Origin of the sequence: Serratia myotis (assembly GCF_027474885.1) — a bacterium.
In the GTDB taxonomy this organism is placed as follows: Bacteria; Pseudomonadota; Gammaproteobacteria; order Enterobacterales; family Enterobacteriaceae; genus Serratia; species Serratia proteamaculans.
Window position 1 is genome coordinate 3,486,525 of the sequence record NZ_CP099707.1, and the last position, 17,210, is coordinate 3,503,734.

At 55.3% G+C, this 17,210-nt stretch carries 15 protein-coding genes; 9 read left to right on the forward strand and 6 right to left on the reverse strand.

The genetic code is table 11. The features are described 5' to 3' along the window. Nucleotides 1-22: 22 nt before the first annotated feature. Both NHG65_RS16555 and NHG65_RS16560 read right to left on the reverse strand, forming a co-directional pair. Entirely contained in the window at nucleotides 23-1,306 is a 1,284-nt protein-coding gene (locus NHG65_RS16555; protein WP_413480950.1) for an arsenic transporter, read from the reverse strand. A 69-nt stretch (nucleotides 1,307-1,375) separates the two neighbouring features. Continuing rightward, nucleotides 1,376-1,711 (reverse strand): metalloregulator ArsR/SmtB family transcription factor, encoded by a 336-nt coding sequence (locus NHG65_RS16560; RefSeq protein WP_207978352.1) that lies wholly within the window; start codon nucleotides 1,709-1,711, stop codon nucleotides 1,376-1,378. Between the two features lie 152 nt (nucleotides 1,712-1,863). On the opposite strand from NHG65_RS16560, the gene NHG65_RS16565 reads away from it, so the two are divergent. Both NHG65_RS16565 and NHG65_RS16570 read left to right on the forward strand, forming a co-directional pair. Then, a complete protein-coding gene (locus NHG65_RS16565; RefSeq protein ID WP_219016580.1) occupies nucleotides 1,864-2,973 on the forward strand; it encodes a YbdK family carboxylate-amine ligase in 1,110 nt (369 codons plus the stop codon). A 96-nt stretch (nucleotides 2,974-3,069) separates the two neighbouring features. Next, complete coding sequence (locus NHG65_RS16570; RefSeq protein WP_012145763.1) at nucleotides 3,070-3,249, forward strand: hypothetical protein; 180 nt, start codon at nucleotides 3,070-3,072, stop codon at nucleotides 3,247-3,249. 77 nt (nucleotides 3,250-3,326) lie between these two features. Here NHG65_RS16570 and NHG65_RS16575 read toward each other — a convergent pair whose 3' ends face one another. Continuing rightward, nucleotides 3,327-4,244 (reverse strand): LysR family transcriptional regulator, encoded by a 918-nt coding sequence (locus NHG65_RS16575; protein ID WP_099064716.1) that lies wholly within the window; start codon nucleotides 4,242-4,244, stop codon nucleotides 3,327-3,329. A 106-nt stretch (nucleotides 4,245-4,350) separates the two neighbouring features. Here NHG65_RS16575 and NHG65_RS16580 point away from each other — a divergent pair, with 106 nt between their 5' ends. From NHG65_RS16580 to NHG65_RS16595, 4 genes are all read left to right on the forward strand, one after another. After that, nucleotides 4,351-4,806 (forward strand): DMT family transporter, encoded by a 456-nt coding sequence (locus NHG65_RS16580; protein WP_099064717.1) that lies wholly within the window; start codon nucleotides 4,351-4,353, stop codon nucleotides 4,804-4,806. Between the two features lie 5 nt (nucleotides 4,807-4,811). Next, nucleotides 4,812-5,276 (forward strand): DMT family transporter, encoded by a 465-nt coding sequence (locus NHG65_RS16585; RefSeq protein ID WP_085117394.1) that lies wholly within the window; start codon nucleotides 4,812-4,814, stop codon nucleotides 5,274-5,276. Between the two features lie 115 nt (nucleotides 5,277-5,391). Beyond that, a complete protein-coding gene (locus NHG65_RS16590; protein ID WP_261416579.1) occupies nucleotides 5,392-5,988 on the forward strand; it encodes a SatD family protein in 597 nt (198 codons plus the stop codon). 1 nt (nucleotide 5,989) lies between these two features. Next, a complete protein-coding gene (locus NHG65_RS16595; protein WP_499182441.1) occupies nucleotides 5,990-6,763 on the forward strand; it encodes a DUF3307 domain-containing protein in 774 nt (257 codons plus the stop codon). 31 nt (nucleotides 6,764-6,794) lie between these two features. On the opposite strand, the gene mgtA is transcribed toward NHG65_RS16595, so the two are convergent. After that, entirely contained in the window at nucleotides 6,795-9,494 is a 2,700-nt protein-coding gene (gene mgtA, locus NHG65_RS16600; protein WP_099064720.1) for a magnesium-translocating P-type ATPase, read from the reverse strand. Between the two features lie 198 nt (nucleotides 9,495-9,692). Then, the gene (locus NHG65_RS16605; protein ID WP_099064721.1) at nucleotides 9,693-10,391 is read right to left on the reverse strand and encodes an MgtC family protein; all 699 of its coding nucleotides are present in this window, start codon (nucleotides 10,389-10,391) and stop codon (nucleotides 9,693-9,695) included. A gap of 515 nt (nucleotides 10,392-10,906) precedes the next feature. On the opposite strand from NHG65_RS16605, the gene NHG65_RS16610 reads away from it, so the two are divergent. Both NHG65_RS16610 and NHG65_RS16615 read left to right on the forward strand, forming a co-directional pair. Beyond that, nucleotides 10,907-13,090 carry a glycoside hydrolase gene (locus NHG65_RS16610; protein WP_261416582.1) on the forward strand — a complete coding sequence of 728 codons (2,184 nt, stop codon included), beginning with the start codon at nucleotides 10,907-10,909 and terminating at the stop codon, nucleotides 13,088-13,090. 63 nt (nucleotides 13,091-13,153) lie between these two features. Further along, entirely contained in the window at nucleotides 13,154-14,539 is a 1,386-nt protein-coding gene (locus NHG65_RS16615; RefSeq protein WP_499183489.1) for a CoA transferase, read from the forward strand. 2 nt (nucleotides 14,540-14,541) lie between these two features. Here the strand turns inward: NHG65_RS16615 and NHG65_RS16620 are convergent, their stop codons facing one another. Beyond that, on the reverse strand, nucleotides 14,542-15,414 hold the full coding sequence (locus tag NHG65_RS16620; RefSeq protein ID WP_261416583.1) for a LysR substrate-binding domain-containing protein: 873 nt from the start codon (nucleotides 15,412-15,414) through the stop codon (nucleotides 14,542-14,544). Nucleotides 15,415-15,515: 101 nt separating this feature from the next. Here NHG65_RS16620 and NHG65_RS16625 point away from each other — a divergent pair, with 101 nt between their 5' ends. Beyond that, complete coding sequence (locus NHG65_RS16625) at nucleotides 15,516-16,931, forward strand: pyridoxal phosphate-dependent decarboxylase family protein (protein ID WP_099064725.1); 1,416 nt, start codon at nucleotides 15,516-15,518, stop codon at nucleotides 16,929-16,931. Nucleotides 16,932-17,210: the final 279 nt, after the last annotated feature.

Here is a 17,210-nt window from a genome sequence, read left to right on the forward strand (position 1 = left end):
ACGGTTCTCTCTTGAGTTAAGCCTAAAGCGACAGGCGCAACGCCAGGGCGATCAGCGCGACCAGCAGCACCGGGATCGTCATCACGATGCCCACGCGGAAATAATATCCCCAGGTGATGACAATGTTTTTCTGTGACAGCACGTGCAGCCATAACAATGTGGCCAGACTGCCGATTGGGGTAATTTTCGGCCCCAGATCGCTGCCTATCACATTGGCATAAATCATCGCCTGCTTGATCACGCCCTCGGCGTTGCTGCCGTCAATTGACAAGGCCCCTACCAGCACCGTCGGCATGTTGTTCATAATAGAAGACAGAAATGCACTCAGGAAACCGGTACCCAGCGTGGCCGCCCATATTCCCCGATCGGCCAGATCGTTGAGCACACCGGCCAGCATGGCGGTTAACCCCGCATTACGCAGACCATAGACCACCAGATACATCCCCAGTGAGAAAATCACGATCTGCCAGGGGGCACCTCGCAGCACTTTACCGGTGTCGATGGCCTGGCCTCTTTTCGCCACCACCAACAGGATCAACGCGCCAACAGCGGCGACCAGGCTGACCGGCACGCCGAGCGGCTCCAGGCCAAAGAACCCCACCAGCAGCAATACCAATACGCCCCAACCGGCTTTAAAAGTCGGTAAGTCACGGATTGCCTCACGCGGCGGCCGCAGCAACGTCAGGTCATAGCTCTGCGGAATATCTTTACGGAAGAACAGGTGCAGCACCCCCAGCGTGGCGACGATAGCAGCTAGGTTCACCGGCACCATCACCGCCGCATACTCGGTGAACCCCAGTTGGAAGAAATCCGCAGAAACGATATTTACCAGGTTGGACACCACCAGCGGCAGGCTGGCGGTATCGGCAATAAACCCCGCCGCCATCACGAATGCCAGGGTGGCTCCCGGGCTGAACCCCAGCGCCAACAGCATCGCAATCACAATCGGCGTCAGGATCAGCGCCGCGCCGTCATTGGCGAACAACGCCGCCACCGTAGCCCCTAACAGCACAATATAGGTGAACAGCCAGCGTCCTTTACCCTTGCCCCAGCGCGCAATGTGCAGCGCCGCCCACTCAAAAAAACCGGACTCATCCAGCAGCAGGCTAATCACAATCACGGCAATAAAGGTGGCGGTAGCATTCCAGACTATCTGCCAGACCAGTGGTATATCATTGATGTGAACTACCCCGGTCAGCAACGCCAGCACCGCCCCAAGGGACGCACTCCAGCCAATGCCCAGACCTTTAGGTTGCCAGATCACCAAAATGAGAGTCAGGATAAAAATTGCCCCGGCCAGCACCATCACAACTCCTTAGCGGCTCACGCCAAACACATATGAAATTTCGAATATATATGGTTAAATTTTTTATCGTTAACGACAGATAATCCCATTACCGGCAGCCCGTTGCGCCAGCTCGTTCACCTGTTGCTGTTGACTAAGGTAAGCCTGTTCAATAATTGCCGCCGCCCAGGCCGGCATATGTGGCGACAGCCGGTAGTAGATCCACTTGCCGTCACGCCGATCAAGCAGCAAGCCGCTTGCACGTAACATGGCAAGATGGCGGGAAATTTTAGGCTGTGACTCGGCCAACGCCCCGGACAACTCACAAACGCACAGCTCCCCCGCCTGGCGCAACAGAAGCACCAGCGTCAGACGAGTCTCTTCCGACAAATTTTTAAACAGTTGTAACGGTGTCAGTGATGTCATGCACGCGCTCCTTGAGTCAAGACCGTCATCATAATTCGTCTGCAGAGAATGTCAAAAAAACATATTCGAATTATCAAATATAACCAGGCAAGCAGCAAAGTCTCGATGGAGGATTATAATTACCGCAACGCTATTTCTCTGAGGGATGAACTATGCCGTTAGCATTCAAACGCTCGCAAAGACTCTCCATTGGCACAGAAATAGAACTGCAGTTGGTTGATATTGAAAGCTACGATCTCACCGACAAGGCCGATCAGGTGGTAACGGATCTTGGCGACAATAAACGCATCAAGCATGAATTGACCAAATCAATGGTGGAACTGAACAGCTCGGTGCACACCAATATTGACCTGTTGCACGACGAACTGCGGGAACTGACCGCCAGCATCCGCCTTAGTGCACAAAACTTCGGTTGTGACGTTTGTGGCGGTGGCCGCCATCTGAGCAATGACTGGAGAAAACAGGTCATTACCGATGCCCAGCGCTATCAGCAATTAGCCAGCCGCTTCGGCTATCTGTCCAAGCTGGCCTGCGTGTTTGGTCAACATATTCATATCGGGGTCAATGACGGCGATGAAGCCATGTATCTGTGCCACGCTTTAACCCCCTACTTCCCCCATTTTATTGCCCTCAGCGCCTCTTCTCCGCTCTACCAGGGGGTAGACACACTGTTTGCCAGTTCGCGTTTCAGCGCGCAAAACTCCTTTCCCAACTATGGCTGTCTGGAGCAGATCTACAATTGGGAGCAGTTCAATGTCTATTATGAACGGCTGAGTGCCGCCGGCGTGATCGACAGCATCAAGGATATTTATTGGGATGCCCGACCCAAGCCGGAACTGGGAACTGTGGAGATCCGTATCTGCGATACGCCACTGCATATCTCCCACGCCGTGCTGCTGGTAGGTTACTGCCGCCTGCTGGCCGGCTTTTTGTTGTCGCACCGCACTGAAATAGCCCCGGAATATTACGCCTTTACCAACTACAACAAAATCAATGCCTACCGCAACGGTTTTGACGCCGACTACGTCGACTCCACCACGTTGAAGCGCAGCAGCCTGACCTCACATATGCTGACCACACTGGCAGCGTTACGCACTGACGCTAACGATCTGGAAACACAAAGCTTGCTGGACAAGATTGAGCGCCATGTCAGGCTCGGGGTGAACGACTCGGAACGAATTCGGCAGATGCTGGATAACGGCCTGTCGCAAAAGCAGATAATTCAACGACTGTGCGACGAGCTATTGCAACCGGCGAGTTAAGTTTTAGCTATCGATTCCATACGCCAAAGCGTCTGTTCATTATGTGCTCTTTGGTTACAATCGTTAGCACTGAAATCCACCGTATCGAGGGCTACTATGTACAACTTCTCACGTTATCAGGCAAAAGAACTGGCGCTGGCTTATATGAGCGGCAAAAAACACGACCTGTCACCGCAGGAATTTCTGCAGCAGTTGAAAAGCAGCGAAAAATCGTTCGACTATTTGTTGAAGCACGGCAGCGAACAGCCGCGCGAAGTGTTGGTACAAAGCTTCTGAAGCACGCAATACCGCCCGCTTCGCCGGTGGCGAGCCATCTGGCCCGCGTATTCCCGGCTTAACGGCGAGGGGTTTCATCACCGACGCGGTAGGTCCCAATAAGGTCGTTCTCCACCAAGCTGAGCCAGCAGGAAATCGACGAAGGCCAATACTTTAGCCGGCAGGTATTTTCGCTGCGGGTACACCGCATAAATGGCATGCTCCGGCAGCCTATATGCCGACAACACTTCAACCAACCGCCCCTGCGCAATATCATCCCCGACAATGAAGGTCGGCATCTGGCAAATGCCCAGACCGCCAAGCAGTGCTGCGCGCAAAGCCTCGCTGTTATTCACCTGGTAATTCCCCCGCGGCTGAAAACGCACCGCGCCCATAGGCCCCTCAAACTGCCATTCACTGCCACCACGGAAATAGCTGTAAAATAAACAGTTATGCTGGGCCAATTGTTCCAGATCTGCCGGTGTTCCACAGCGCGCCAAATAAGACGGTGCCGCGCACAATACGCTGTGACAGGGCGCGATACGCCGGGCGATCAAGCTTGAATCGGCAAGCCGACCGATGCGGATCGCCAGGTCATAACCCCCTTCGACCAAATCGACCAATTGATCATCCATCATCATATTGATCTCCACCTCCGGGTAAGCCGCCAGAAAATGGGCGATCAACGGGGCCACATGCAAACGGCCAAACACCATCGGCACACTGATCCGCAGACTGCCCTGCGGCTGTCCCTGTAGACGGGTGACCGCATCTTCCCCCTCTTGCGCCACCACACAGGCATTACGGGCGTAGCCAAAATACTGTTCACCCGCTTCGGTCAGGCTCAGGCTGCGGGTCGTGCGCTGTAACAACTGCACGCCAAGCGAGCTTTCCAACTGGGAAATTCGTTTGCTTACCGCTGATTTTGTAATGCCCAACCGTCGGGCGGCAGCTGAAAAACTTTCGCATTCCACTACTGCCACAAACACCGGGATCGCTGCAAAGTTATCATTCATCTATCGTCAACTTTTACTCAACAATGAGTTTCTATTTTAGTGGATTATGTTTAAAACAAAAACAATATAGCCTGTTCGCCCATCTAAACATAAAACGGACACCAAGATGCGCGAACATTTTTCCCATCCCCTGCTGGCATTGGTCGCCGGCGCATTGCTGGCCCTGATGATCAGCATCAACAGCGTGCTGGCCAGCTATAATTCTCCGCTGCTTGCTTCATGGGTCGCCCATGGCGTCGGTGCAATCACCGCCTGGCTACTCTTGCTGTTACTGAGTCGCCGTGCCCCGGGGTCTTCTTCGACATCGGCCGCGGTTCCCCGTTGGGCCTATTTTGGCGGCATTCCCGGTGCCCTGACGGTGGTGTTGGCGGCTATCACCGTTAACAGCCCACTGGCGCTTTCCGGCAGTCTGGCACTGATGCTCACCGGCCAGGTTTTATTTGGCATGTTGTCCGACAGCTGCGGCTGGTTTGGCGTGCTGACACGCCGCCTAAGTGCCAACGACATTATTGCTACGCTGCTGATCCTCTCCGGCTGCGCCCTGCTCATCTTCCTGAGATAATCCCCATGATCACTTTGGTACTCCTCGCATTGTTCAATGGCGTTTGCATCAGCATCAGCCGCGCGGTCAACGGCCGTCTGGCGTTGGATCGCGGCGCTTTCTCGGCCTCACTCTGCAACCACATTGTCGGTTTTCTGTTCCTCAGCCTGCTGCTGGCAATGGTCGGCGGCTTCAATGGTGACTCCTTTGGCCAGGCTCCCTGGGGAGCCTATCTTGGCGGGCTTATCGGCGCGCTGTTTGTCGCCCTGAACAGCTATGTGCTGCCGCGTCTCGGTACCCTGCGCGCTGCACTGTTGATTATCAGTGGCCAGATGTTGGCAGGGGTCGTTATCGACCGCCTGCGCGACAGCAATGGGTCTGCCGGGTTGCAGATACTCGGCGTGGGCCTGATCCTGCTGGGTGTCTATTTGGCCAGGATGGAAAAACCCCTGATGACGCTGATACATGAGCGCATTAAATTACTGGGATAATTTCGCCTCTGGAGACGAATAATCATTAAATTCGTATTGAGATACGAATAATTGACATATTCGTATTTAGATGCGAACTTTACGGATAATTCATCGCTTCAGAGCAGAAAAAGGCATGGCAGCACAAGTCAGCGTAATCACCGGCGATTTGGTTAACTCCCGTCGGTTAGACACCACTCACTACATCAGCGAGTTAAATGCCCTGCTTGGCCAACTGCAACAGGCTAAGCTTATTCAGGCGTTCGAGATTTTCCGCGGTGATGCCTTTCAGGCCGTGGCGGAACCGCAATCCGGTTTGCTGCTGGCGGTATATATCCGCATTGCGCTCAAAGCCATGGACTCGCCAAACTGGGATGCCCGCATCGCCGTAGGTCTGGGCACTGCGCAGGCAGATACCGCCGGCTATGGCAGCGCCTTTGTGAATTCGGGTCAGGCGCTGGACGGCCTGATGAAAAATTGCCGGCTGGCTCTGAAAAATGATAATGACCAGACAAATGCCATTGTCAGCGATCTGTTGCCAATGTTAGATCATGTGGTTAGCCGTCTCTCGCAGACCGAAGCGCAGATCGTCCAGGCGCGCATCTTCGCCACCACCAGCCAGGAGGTGGCGGAAAAATTGCAGAAGGCCGCCTCCACGGTCTCCGCAACGCTCAAACGCGCGGCCTACGAGGAAATCATGCGATTTATTAACGCGATTAACAGGATTACCTGATATGGATTTGAGCTACGCGCCGTTGCTGGTCTGGTTGCTGATCGTCCACTTGCTTGCCGATTTTCCGCTACAGTCGCCTCGTTGGGTCGAGGATAAGATCCGTCACCGCGCTGGTTCCCGCTTTCTGCTCGTACACGCCTTGCTGCACGGCATACTGGCTGCCTGCGCCGTGGCTGGTTTTGCCCTGTGGCATGACGGTCTGTCCGCTTCCCAGGTGTTAGCCACCCTGCCGGTTATCGCCATCAGCCACTGGCTGATCGATCTGCTGAAAGTCACTCTATTGACGCGCCTCAGCCAGGCCAGTGGTTTTCTGCTCGATCAAGGCCTGCATCTGATGGTGATTGTTCTGCTGTGGCTGTCTTTCACGCCGAACGCTCACGGCCTGCTTAGCGCACTGGCGGCCGCCGTCACCGGCTGGCAATCAGGGCTGGTACTGTTGGCTTATTTATTGATTTATATGCCGATGGGCATTCTGATTGGCCAATTACTGGCGCACTGGACGCCACAGATGCCGCCCTCAGCCAAAGCGGATAACGATTCACTGTTACGTGCGGGCAAACAAATAGGTTATCTGGAAAGGACGCTGATCCTGACTTTCGTGCTGATCGGGCAGATACCCGCGGTCGGTTTTTTGCTGGCGGCCAAGTCGATCTTTCGCTTTGGCGACTTGCGGCAGAGTGATGACAAAATGCGTACCGAGTATGTGCTGCTCGGTACGCTGTTTTCTTTTACGCTGACCATCATGCTCGGTCTGCTGGTGAAAAAATTACTCTAGGGGCGAAGCTATTCGCCCTTTTCTGCAATAATTACAACCACTCGCCGAAGCGACGAATATAGAAACGCTTCATCAACTGAGCCACTACGCAGTAGCTGACCAACGTGCCGGCCAGCCATGGGAAGTATTCCCACGGCAGCGGCTGCAGCCCAACCAAAGCGCCAAGCGGTGAGAACGGCAGATAGATACCCAGTGCCATCACCAATATTGTGGTCAACAGAACCGGCAATGCGGCGGTGCTCTGAATGAACGGGATCTTCTGGGTACGCAACATATGTACCACCAGCGTTTGCGACAGTAACCCTTCAATAAACCACCCGGACTGGAACAAGGCCTGATGCTCTACGCTGTTGGCGGCAAACACGAACCACATCAACGCATAGGTAGTGATATCGAAGATGGACGAGGTCGGCCCAATCCACAGCATAAAGCGGCCAATGTTTTTCGCATCCCACTTGCGCGGTTTACGCAGGAACTCTTTGTCCATCTTGTCCCATGGCAGCGACAACTGGGAAATATCGTACATCAGGTTCTGGATCAGCAGATGGATCGCCAGCATCGGCAGGAACGGAATAAATGCGCTGGCGACCAACACCGAAAACACGTTGCCGAAGTTGGAGCTGGCAGTCATGTTCAGGTATTTGATGATATTGCCGAAGGTCTCACGTCCCTTGATCACCCCCTCTTCCAGCACCATCAGGTTTTTTTCCAGCAAAATGATGTCCGCCGACTCCTTGGCGATATCGGTACCGGTATCCACGGAAATACCCACGTCGGCATCGCGCAGCGCCGGCGCATCGTTAATACCGTCGCCGAGGAAACCAACGGTATGGCCATTCGCCTGCAACATCTTCAACACGCGCGACTTCTGCAGCGGCGTCAGTTTGGTAAACACCGTGCGCTGTTCCACTTCACGTGCCAGCGTAACGTCGTCCATTTCGGCAATTTGCGGGCCGGAAAGCGGCTCGCCGGGCTCCAGTCCAACATCGCGGCAAATTTTGCAGGTGATCACCGGGTTATCGCCGGTCAACACCTTCACTGCCACGCCGTTTTCCTGCAGGGCAGCTATCGCTTCTTGCGCACTCTCTTTCGGTGGATCGAGGAACGTCAGTACGCCCTGGATCACCATATCGCGCTCATCGGCTACGCTCAGTGGCAAGGCGTTTTTCTGTTCCCCCAGTTCGCGGGTCGCCAACACCAACACGCGGAAACCATCCTCATTGTACTGGGCGGCCAGCGCTTGCAGCGCCTCACGCCGGGCCGGATCCAGCGGGACAATCTGCTGCCCTTCACGCATATGGGTAGCGATTTCCAGCATTTCCTCCACCGCCCCTTTGCAAATCAGGCGCTGCTGGTTGTTTTCATCTGCCACCACAATTGACAGACGGCGACGTACAAAATCAAAGGGGAGCTCATCGACCTTGCTGAAGCGGCCCAAAGCTTCAATACCCGGCTTGCCGCGCCCAAAGCGGATCACCGCCTGATCCATCAGGTTTTTCATCCCGCTCTGGTGGAAGCTGTTCAACCAGGCCAGATGCAATACCTCATTATCTCTGACGCCGCTGACGTCCAGATGGTGTTCGAGGATGATGCGATCCTGAGTCAAGGTGCCGGTTTTATCGGTACACAGCACGTCCATCGCGCCAAAGTTCTGAATGGCATTCAGCCGTTTGACCACCACTTTGCGCCGTGACATGGCAATAGCGCCCTTCGCCAGGTTAGAACTGACGATCATCGGCAGCATCTCTGGCGTCAGCCCGACAGCAACCGCCAGGGCAAACAGCGCCGCTTCGCTCCAGTCACCTTTGGTAAACCCGTTGATCAGCAAGACGATGGGCACCATCACCAACATAAAGCGGATCAGCAGCCAACTGACGCTGTTCACCCCGCGATCAAACGCGGTTTGCGAACGGGAACCGACAATCGACTTTGCCAGCGAACCAAAATAGGTGTGGCCACCGGTCGCCACGACTACCGCGGTGGCCGTCCCGCTGGCGACGTTGGTGCCCATCAGGCAGATGTTCGACAATTCCAGCAGCGCATGCTCACTGGAGACTTCGTCCTCGCTCGATTTTTGGCTGACGTTGCCCATTGCATCGTATTTCTCGATCGGGATCGCCTCCCCGGTGAGGATCGCCTGACTGATAAACAAATCACGTGAGGCCAGCAAACGCACGTCCGCCGGTATCATATCGCCGGCAGAGAGCTTAATAATATCGCCCGGCACCAACTCGCGGATCGGTACTTCCAGCGTCAACGGCTGCGCGCTGTAGCTGCTGCGCCGCAGGACCGTGGCGGTGGTGCGCACCATGGATTTCAGCGTTTCAGCCGCCTTGTTGGTACGGTATTCCTGCCAAAAACGCAGTAACCCACTGAGTGACACCATCACCAGTATGATGATCACGCCGGTAAGTTCAGTTTCTTCACCACGCTGAGCGGGCAACCAGTAGTCGGTAAAGAAACTGATCGCAGCCAGCACCATCAGCACAAAGATAAACGGGTTATTAAATGCAGCGATTAGCTGCACCAGCGCGTGTGGCGCTTTCTCATGAGCGACCTGATTAACACCAAACTGCTCCAGACGTTCGACCGCATCGTCCTGAGTTAAGCCATTGCGGTTACATTTTAAATTGGCCAGCGTTTGATCAACGCTGTTTTTCGCCTCTTGGGCGATGGCATAAGACGTCGCTTTTTTATCACGACGACGTACGGTTTCGTTAATATAAGTCATAACGCTATTCTCTTATTTTACTCTGCGCACAGGGTTACCCCGCCCGATTAACAGGTGAATAAGCACAGAGTGGAATTTATTTTATTGGCGTAATTAACGCGCTTTATTTACGCGCCAGATACGCTGAGTCATTAAGCTTTCGGGGTCACCGTCCATGACGCCTCCTTATCACTGAATACAGTGAATATTAATCAATACTTAAACGGGTAATTCAGAAGCGATACGCCAGCGTACCGCGCTAACGCTCTTTTCCAGACTGACGCGGCAGACAATGCCCTCTATTTCCTTTTGGACTGAGGGGTTTGCCGTTATTTCTGCACAAACCTCGAGTTGGCCCGGAATGGAAATATCTGCACTGCGCAGGGATTGTAATCTTAATGCCACGCCATTCAGCGCCTGCAATATCAGGGTACGTACCAGTATTTCATCCTGCTCGCCGCAGGTAACCTGAATGCGGTAGCAGACCTCCAGATCGGTTGCCTGTTGCTGGGGTTGCAGATTGATGCGCTGCGCCGCTTCACGCAGCAGGATATTCGCGCACAGGATCACCAGCGTCGCCAACACGGCATTCCAATACTCACCCAGGCCGCACAGCACGCCAATTGCCGCCGAGCACCACAACGTAGCGGCGGTATTCAAACCGCGAATATTCAGCCCTTCACGCATGATGACCCCGGCCCCCAAAAAGCCGATACCGGAGACAATTTGTGCGGCAACCCGCCCGGCGCTGGAAGGATCGGTAGACATGGAACTGAGAATAAACACCGCCGCACCGGTGGCCACCAACGCATTGGTTCGCAGGCCGGCCATACGCTGGCGCCACTGCCGTTCAGCGCCAATAACTGCGCCCAGGCTCATCGCCAGTAATAAATTTAAAACAAAAGGAGTCATAGCCATGACTTTCCCCTTAAATAACTGCAGGAGATAAAATCATGTGCTTTTTAGCACACGCGAAATCGCGCTGATAATAGATCAGCGGTTGAGCGTATCAGTGCCTGGAGGGAATAGGCTGTGGCTGAAAATGGCCATAATAGCGTCCAAATCAATTCACCCGATGCCATTAGGCAGCAGGGACAACAATAAGATTCGGGTTTGCACAGCTCGGAATAACTTGAGAGGGGTGCTGCCCGCCGTTTTCGGCAAGCAACAAATCAGAAGAGGATTGGTCAGCTTGCCTTGTTTATATCACTGCAACTAAAACTGTCCAATTGTGTTTCCTCACTGAAATTTTGGCTGAGTATAGTGACGTGGGGTGATGATGTAAAGGCGAATTTATTAAACGGAAATTAAACTCAGTAATTCCGTATATTTGAAGCGGCACACGATTATAGATATTTAGCATTGGGCAGTCCGTTAATTACCGATAAAATGAAATCTCAGCAGGACAATCATCCCTAAGGACAACCTATTAGATGAACACGCTTCGCCTCTCCTTCAGCCTCGCCCTGCTTGCCGGTTTCCCTGCTCAGGCCCTGCTTTTACAGCAGGGAGAAGCCCGTTTCAACATTGATCCTGCCACGTTACAGGTAACCACCGATAACATCCTGGCCAACCAGGCGCAGAGCAAGCAAGCCGTGGCGGGTCTGCAGAGCACGCTCACCCAGGCAAGCTGGCAATGGCCCAATAGTGACATGCAGATCACCGCCAGGCTGGAAGGCGGCGATCTACGCCTGAGTTTCAGCAGCAGCCGGGCGCAAACGCTGGACTGGTTCACCCTGCCGCCACAGACGGCCACTCTGCTGTTACCGATTGGCGAAGGCAGCCGCATTCCATTAGATAACACCGTCTGGCAGCACTACCTGGTAAAAGAGATGACGCCGCTGGACACCAACTGGGATCTGAAACTGCCGCTGTGGAGCCAACAACAACAGGGCAAGGTATACAGCTGGTTATTGCTTACCCCATTCAGTAATCAGGTCAGCTTCGCCAGCGCCAAAGATCGCCTCACTATGCGCAGCAGCCATCAGTTCAACCGTTTTAATCAACAGCAGGCCTTCGAGGTCTTGCTGCACGTGGGAGATACCCCGCTGTCCGGGGCTCGCCGTTATCGCGAATATTTGCAGCAAAGCGGTCAGTTCAGCAGCCTGCGCGATAAAATCCGTATCGCGCCAGAGGGTGAGAAACTGATTGGTGCCACGCATATTTATCTGTGGGGCGACAAGCTGTTGGCACCGGCCGACGTGAAGAATTGGCCGGGGCTGCTTGCCTGGCTGGTATCGCCAACCGGCGAGGTCCTGTGGCAAAAAATGGACGCCGATAGCCAGAAAACCGTGCAAAAACTGGCAGGAAAAATACCAGAATCCTGGCAACAGCAAGCACTCGTTGACGCGATTAATCAGGCATTGGTGGCGCTGACGCCGCTCAAGGCGACACCGGATGATGCCGATTTCCTGCAGGCACAACGCCAACAGGCCACTCACGTCAGGGAATGGGCACAGCGACAGCTTGGCAATTACCTCGCACCGGCGGATAGCTGGGGTCAGGGGTTGGCAAAACCGCTGGTCGAGGCGCTGCACCAGGCCGGCCTGCCCCGTCTGTGGTTGGGTACCGACAACTGGACCGCCGAGTTCCTGCACCCACAGGCTGTAGAAAGTGCCAAAAAATCGGGGTATCTGATCGCCAGCTACGACTCTTATGACACCGCTATTCCACGTGGGGTCAATGACAGCTGGCTGACGGCCCAACTGCCGACGACGCTGCGTGAGGAATGCGCTATCGTGCGCGCTGACGGCAGTAAAAAACCCGGTTTCGGCAAGCAGGGCTACTACCTGAATCCGGGTTGCGTGCTGCCTTATTCTCAGCAACGCATGCGCGAACTGGTGCAGTTAGCCGGGCTAAACAACCTGTTCCTTGACGTTGATGGCACCGGGATGGTCTCCGACGACTATCAACCCGGGCACCCAACCGGTGCAGCGCAGATGGCACAGGCCCGTAATGCTCGTCTGGCCTGGTTCAGCAATACGCTTAAACTGCCACTCGGCTCTGAGGATGGCAATGCGGTAACCGCACGCCACATCATGTTTGCCCATGGCATGGAAACCTGGGGTTTTGGCTGGGGTGATAAGCAGATGCATCAGGATAAATCCTCGCCTTATTATCTGGGTGCCTGGTGGCCCAACGCCCAGCCAGCCTTCTTCTTCAGCCCGGCCAAGGTAAAAGAACCTTATCGCACCGTGGAGTTCGATCCGCGTTATCGCCTGCCCATGTATCAGGCGGTGTTTCACGACGCGGTGATCAGCAGCCACCACTGGAATTACGATAATCTGAAATTCAGCGACGTTAAAACCACCCGCAGCCTGTTAAGCCAACTGTACAACACCGCACCGATGTTCCATCTCAGCCGCGCTACTCTTCAGGCACGTTTGCCACACATTAAACAGGCTGATGCCGCCTTCCGTCCGTTGCATCAGGCTCTATGGGATAAGGCGCTGACCGATTTCCGTTGGCGAGATCAGGCTGGATGGGTGCAGCAAACCACGTTCAGCGATGGCTCAATCCTGACGGCCAACTTTGGCCAACAAGCATTCGACGGCATAGCTGCCCATAGCCTGCGTGCCAAACTGGCGGACGGTCGCATCCTCAACATCACGCCATAGCAACTCCAGTCGGGGTGAACTAGGCTAGACACAGTCTCCCCGACCGGCAACCTGGAGTTGATGATGGATAACCTTACTCAAACACTGCTGGCAGAGATCGGGCAAAGCCTCGGCCACAGCGCAATCCCTGAGAGCCCGTTGACCATCAGCGGTGAAGGCGCTCTGAACAGCGCATTCCCGGTCACCGAACTGGCAACCGCCTGCTGGAGTGCTGCCGGGCTGGCCTGTGCCCAACTGCTGCAACAAAATCAGGGCGGTGTGCCGCAGGTGTTTGTCGATAGTCGATTGGCATCGCTGTGGTTTGGCTGGACATTGCGACCACTGGGGTGGCCATTACCAGCCGCCTGGGACGCGCTGGCGGGTGACTACGCTACCCGTGACGGCTGGATCCGTCTGCATACCAATGCCCCCCATCACCGCAAAGCCGTAGAACAGGTACTGGGCCCGCATCAGGATAAAAACCTACTGGCGCAAAAGGTGCAGACGTGGAAAAAAGGCCAACTGGAGCAGGCAGTCATAGAGGCCGGCGGCTGTGCGGCAGAAATGCGTTCAGTCGAAGCATGGCGGCAACATATTCAGGGCAAGAGCGTTGCGCTGGAGCCACTGATCCATCAGCTGCAGCAAGCGGAAGCGCCCCCCGCCGGCTGGACACTCCCCCCTGCCAGACCGCTGCACGGCGTCCGCGTGCTGGATCTGACGCGAATTATCGCCGGACCGGTAGCCACCCGTTTTCTTGCCGGGCTGGGTGCCGACGTATTACGTATTGATCCTTACGGTTGGGATGAACCCGGCGTCGAACATGAAGTGATCCTCGGCAAGCGCTGTGCGCGCTTGAACCTGGCGAATGCTCACGATCGCCACACCTTTGAACATTTACTGAAAAACGCCGACGTTATCGTTCACGGCTACCGCGCCGGCGCGCTGGAAAAGTTGGGTTATGGTGCTGAGCAGCGACGCGCGCTGTCGCCGGGATTGATCGACGTTTGCCTGAACGCCTATGGCTGGAGCGGCCCGTGGCGAGGACGGCGCGGTTTCGACAGCCTGGTACAAATGAGCTGCGGCCTGGCAGAGTCGGGTATGGCATGGAAAAATGCCGCCATTCCGGTGCCGCTGCCGGTACAGGCACTGGATCATGCCACCGGCTATCTGATGGCGGCGGCGGTTCTGCACGGTCTACGCCAACGCCTGCAACAGGGTACCGGCTACAGCGCCCGGCTGTCTCTGGCACGAACGGCACAACTGTTGTCCGATCATCCCTATCCGCAACACTATCCGTTGACCCCGCTGGCGGCGGTCACTCCTGCAGATGAAAACCTGGAAACCGAACTGACCCACTGGGGCCCAGCACAGCGCCTGCTCCCACCACTGCAGTTAACCGGCACTGCACTGCTTTGGGCGCAGCCCGCAGCCCACCTTGGCAGCTCGCAGCCCGAATGGCTACGCCGCTGATCTCAGGCCAATTGGCGCTGCAACCAGTGTAATAGCGCCTCGACCGCCGGCGTCAACCCGGCGGTCTGCGGCCAAACCAGATAAAAATCCACCTGATCCAGATGCCGTGGCTGAGCCAGTGCCACCAATCGGCCTTCTGCCAACGCATCGCTCACCAACAGCTTTTTCACCAACGCGATGCCAAACCCCTGTTCGGCGGCGCGGATCAATAATCCCGCGTCATTGAACAGTGCCAATGGCCTAGCCTTATCTCGTTGCTGATGCGCCGGGAACCAACTGCGCCAAGGCGTAACATCGTGTTCCAGCAGCGGCACATCTGACGCCCCACTGTTGAAAGCCACCTGCCACTGATGAGCCAACACCGGAGTCGCCACCGGCACCACCTCCCCGGAGGCAATACGCTGTGCCTGCATATCGGTCCATTGACCATTGCCAAGACGAATGGCCGCGTCGAACCCTTTACGTACCAAATCCTGCACCGCCAGCGATGCATCAATATCCAGCGCAATATCGGCGCAGGCCGCGTGAAAAGACGGCAAGCGCGGCATCAACCAGTAATGCGCGAAAGAGGGCAGTACGCTGATGCGCAGTGCCTGGCTTTGTGCAATTCGCCTGACCCGGTTAACGCCCTGCTGCAACGCCTGTAGAGCCGGCTCTGCAACCGCCAACAGCTCACGACCGGCAGTATTCAGACGCAATCCACGGCCCTGCCGTTCAAACAACGGACAGCCGATCGCCTGTTCCAACTGCTGGATCTGCTGGCTGACGGCGCCATGGGTAAGATGCACCTGCTGGGCGGTAGCGCGCAGATTTTCCAACCGGGCGGCAATCACAAAGGTCGGCAGGATGTGCAGTGGAATACGTTCATTGAACATTGGTTAGCCCTGCTATCCAAAAGGGGTATTTTTCATCGATTTTCGTTGCAAAGCAAATGATCTAGGGTGTCACCCTTACCTTTTGATAACCGGAGTCACCCATGCACCCACGTTTACAGCAGGATCTTGACCAGTTTCCACAGATACTCGAACGTACTCGCCATTTGGCCGAGGGCTTTCTTGCCGGATTGCAACAGCGCCCGGTTTGCCCTCCCCTGGCTTCACAGCAACTGCAGCCGGGTGATGACAGGTTGGCCGATGAGGGTGACGGTGCGCTGGCAGCACTGGACGATTTCTGGCTGCGCTATTCTGAGGGGCTCTCTGCCAGCGCCGGGCCACGCTATTTTGGCTTTGTTACCGGCGGCTCAACCCCGGCCGCATTGGCGGCAGACTGGCTGGTTAGCGCTATCGACCAAAACAGTCAGTTGAGTCACGATACGGTTGCCGCGGCAATCGAACTGGCAACCATTACGCAGCTAAAAAATTTGCTGGGTTTGCCGGAGGTGTTCAACGGCAGTTTTGTCAGCGGGGCCACCATGGCCAACTTTGTCGGCATGGCCATCGGTCGCCAGTGGCTGGGCCAGCAACGCGGTATTGATGTCGCTGAGCAGGGAGTGACGGCATTGGGTCCGGTACAGGTGCTGTCAGCAAACGCACACTCCAGCAGCGTAAAGGCGCTCAGCATGCTCGGCATTGGCCGTGACGCCTTGAAAATTATCGACAGCCTGCCGGATAGTGAAGCTATTGACCCTGTCGCGTTGGAAAGACATCTTGCCGCCAACATCGGCGCTCCCACCCTGGTGCTGGCCAGCGCCGGAACGGTGAACACTGTAACCTTCGACGACCTGCCGCACCTGCTGGCGCTGCGCGAACGCTACCCGTTCTGGTTACACGTTGATGCGGCCTTTGGCGGCGTAGCGGCCTGCTCACCGCGCTATGCTCCCCGGTTAACCGGCTGGGAGCAGGCGGACTCGATTACCGTCGATGCGCATAAATGGTTGAATGTGCCCTACGACAGCGCGATCCAATTCAGCCGTCATCTGGCGTTACAGATGCAGGTCTTTCAAAACCACTCGGCTTATCTGGAAGCGCCGACGCTGCGGCCAGACAACTATCTCCACCTGACGCCGGAAAACTCGCGGCGTTTCCGCGCCCTGCCGTTGTGGATGGCGCTGAAAGCCTATGGCCGCAGTGGCATGCAGGACATGGTTGAGCGCAATGTCCAATTGGCGCAATTGCTGGGTGCAGCGCTGGCGGCCAGCGAGGGTTTCCGCCTGCTGGCACCGGTCAATCTGAACGTGGTGTGCTTTGCACTGAAGAACATTGAGGGAGATGCCGTTGCCGCACGCGATCGCTTTATCGCCCGTCTCGATCGACACGGCGCGGTACGCTGTACCCCTACCTTTTATAACGGGCAACCGGGGATCCGGGCTGCGCTGGTCAATTGGATGACACAAGAAAGCGATATTCACCTGGCGTTGGAATCGATGCAGCACTGCCTTGCAGAACCACACTGACGGGAAAAGTTAAGAGCGCCTTTAGACACGCCGCTCTGTTTTTTTACTGCCAGCAAATGTAAACCTTTTATCACCACCAAGAGTAGACAACTTTTCGTGGTGACTAAATAGTTCAGAAAAACCAATTAATCACTCGCTGACATTTTTCACATCTGTGAGTACAGCACGATTAGTTACATCAACTCGTTGTTATATGACCGGTTTTTGCAACAAAAAAACGAATTAATGTTAACTTAATGTGATTATTGATTATCACAAGTGATAAGGAATGAAAGAATT